The sequence below is a fragment of the Dyella sp. S184 genome (genome assembly GCF_009766065.1).
Lineage (GTDB): Bacteria > Pseudomonadota > Gammaproteobacteria > Xanthomonadales > Rhodanobacteraceae > Rhodanobacter.
In genome coordinates this window covers 359,033-361,720 of sequence record NZ_LMUE01000002.1, presented here as the reverse complement: position 1 = coordinate 361,720, position 2,688 = coordinate 359,033, and the positions used below count along the sequence as shown (strand labels likewise).

Below are 2,688 nucleotides of genomic sequence, written 5' to 3'. Positions count from 1 at the left end.
GCAGCAGCGTCGGCGGCAGATCGGCATACGCCGCGCCGTGGGTGCCACGCGCGGACATATCCTCAGTTATTTCCGTACCGAGAACTTTCTGCTCAGTACGGCAGGTGTGCTGATCGGCCTGGTGCTTGCCTTTGGCATCAACCTTTTTCTGATGGACCACTACGAGATGGATCGGATGCCCTGGTACTACCTGCCCGGAGGTGCCGTCGCGCTGTGGCTGCTCGGACAGGTCGCCGTACTGGGCCCCGCCCTGCGCGCGGCAAACGTGCCGCCGGTAGTGGCGACGCGGTCGGTGTGAAGGTTTGAGGTCCCCTCTTCACGGTGATCCGGGGAAAGTCTGCACGCGATGCAAAGGATCAACTATGTTCGCTTACTACCTTGATTTGGCACTGCGCAGCCTCAGGCGCAACAAAGCTCTCACGGCCTTGATGATCGTCGCATTGGGGCTGGGCATCGGCGCGTGCATCACCACGCTGACCGTGCTTCGCCTGCTGTCTGGCGATCCCTTGCCGCAGAAGAGTGCGCGACTGTTCTATGCGCAGGTCGACCCGTATACCAAGGACGGTTATGTGGCAGGGAAAACCAAGCCGCAACGCCTGATGGCCTATGCCGACGCCATGAACCTGCTGCACGCACACCAGGCCGAACGACAGGTGGCGATAGCATTGACCAATGCCAAGGTCGCGCCGCTGCATGCCGGTGAGCACCCGTTCTTCAGCGACGGTGTTATGACCACGGCGGATTTCTTTACGATGTTCGATGCGCCGTTCCAGTACGGCGGCGGCTGGTCGGCGGTGGACGATGAGAGCCGTGCACAGGTAGTGGTGATCTCGGATTTCCTCAACGACCAGCTGTTTGGTGGGGCCAACAGTGTGGGCAGGATCATTCGCGTCAACGACCACGATCTGCGCATCATCGGCGTGCTGAAGCACTGGGCGCCACAACCGCGCTTCTACACGCAAGAGTTGGGCGGACGCAGCTATGGCGACGGTGATGCGGTGTTCCTGCCTTTGCAGACCGCGCGTGCCGCCAACATGGATCCGACGAACGACGACTGCTGGGCGGTTGCGGATACCAGCAAGCTGGAAACGGCGCCTTGCATATGGCTGGGCTTCTGGGTAGAGCTATCCAGCGATGCTGGGGTTGCCGCGTACCGGCAATTCCTGTCGAACTATGCGCAGCAGCAGATCGCACTGGGCCGCTTCTATCGCCCCGAGGTGGCGCTGTCGGATCTGATGCAGTGGCTGCGCAACGAAAAGGTGGTGCCTGACGATGTGCGCCTTCAGGCCAGTCTCGCCTTTGGCTTTTTGCTGATCTGCGTGGTCAACACGGTGGGCCTTTTGCTGGCCAAGTGTCTGCGCCGTTCGCAGGAAATCGGTGTGCGCCGCGCCTTGGGCGCCATGCGGCGCGCGATCTTCACGCAGTTCATGGTCGAGGCCGGCATGGTCGGATTGGCAGGCGGCTTGCTGGGCTTGGTCTTTGCGGAGTTTGGCCTGTGGTGCATCCGCCACCAGCCGGCCGAATACGCCGGACTTGCCCATCTGGACGTCCATATGTTTCTGCTCACGTTCCTGGTGGCGCTCGTTTCCAGCCTGGTCGCCGGCTTGCTGCCGGCGTGGCGGGCCAGCCGGCTTGCGCCCGGTTCGCAACTGAAGGCCGCCTGAGGTACTTATGGAAATCCGACCGATTCTAGCCAGCCTGCGCAAACACCGGATTCCGTCCATCCTGATCGTGCTGGAGATAGCGCTGGCGTGTGCCGTGCTGTGCAATGCGGTATTCATGATCGGCCAGCGCGTGGTCGATATCCACCGCTCCAATGCCATCGACGAACCGGGCATCGGGGTGATTACCGTGGATGGTAGCGATCCGAAGATGGCTTCCAGTGACATTCCGCGCAACCTTGCCCGGTTGCGTGGCATTGTCGGCGTACAAGCGGTGGCAGTTACCAACACGGTGCCGTTGAGCAATAACAACTGGGGCTGGGCGTTTGGTACCACGCCGGATACCACATTCGGTGCCGCGGTGAATGTCTCGGCGTACTTCCTCGGCGAGGGCGGCGACAAGGCGCTTGGTCTGCAATTGCTGCAGGGGCGTTTCTTCAACGCCGACGAATACGCCGACAGCAAGCGGGGCTCGATGCCGCTGGTGGATACCCATGTCGTCATCGTCACGCAAAGCCTGGCCGAGCGGATGTGGCCGGGGCAGCCGGCACTGGGCAAGGTGCTCTATTCCAAACCGCTGGCGTATACGGTGGTCGGCGTGGTGGCTGATGTGCTGCGTCCGTTCGTGAACAGCCAGAAGGCCTGGTACAGTACCTTCTTTCCGCTCAGCCCCGACAGTGCGCTGAGCTACTACGTGGTGCGCAGCGCGCCGCAGGATCGCGACCGCGTGGTTCGGCAGGCCCAACAGACTTTGAGCGAGCTCGACCCGATTGCGGTCGTCAAGGGCCACAGCTACACCGATATCCGAGAAAAGTATTTTGCAAACATGAGCAGCATGGCCTGGATGCTGGTGCTGGTATGCGTGGTGATGCTGGCGGTGACGGCCTTCGGCATCGTCGGCCTGACCAGTTTCTGGGTGCAGCAGCGTCGGCGGCAGATCGGCATACGCCGCGCCGTGGGTGCCACGCGCGGACATATCCTCAGCTATTTTCGCACCGAGAATTTCCTTCTCAGCACGGCAGGGGTA

3 protein-coding genes are annotated in these 2,688 nt (G+C 61.8%); all 3 read left to right on the top strand.

All coding sequences use genetic code 11. The features are described 5' to 3' along the window. Positions 1-298: ABC transporter permease (locus GSQ75_RS01575; protein ID WP_158753852.1), on the top strand; the 298-nt coding region annotated here is incomplete at its 5' end. 64 nt (positions 299-362) lie between these two features. Continuing rightward, positions 363-1,664: an ABC transporter permease gene (locus GSQ75_RS01570; protein WP_158752790.1), complete on the top strand. Its 1,302-nt coding sequence runs from the start codon at positions 363-365 to the stop codon at positions 1,662-1,664. 7 nt (positions 1,665-1,671) lie between these two features. Next, positions 1,672-2,688, top strand: a 1,017-nt coding sequence (locus GSQ75_RS01565) for an FtsX-like permease family protein (RefSeq protein WP_254058400.1), incomplete at its 3' end; no start/stop codon positions are given.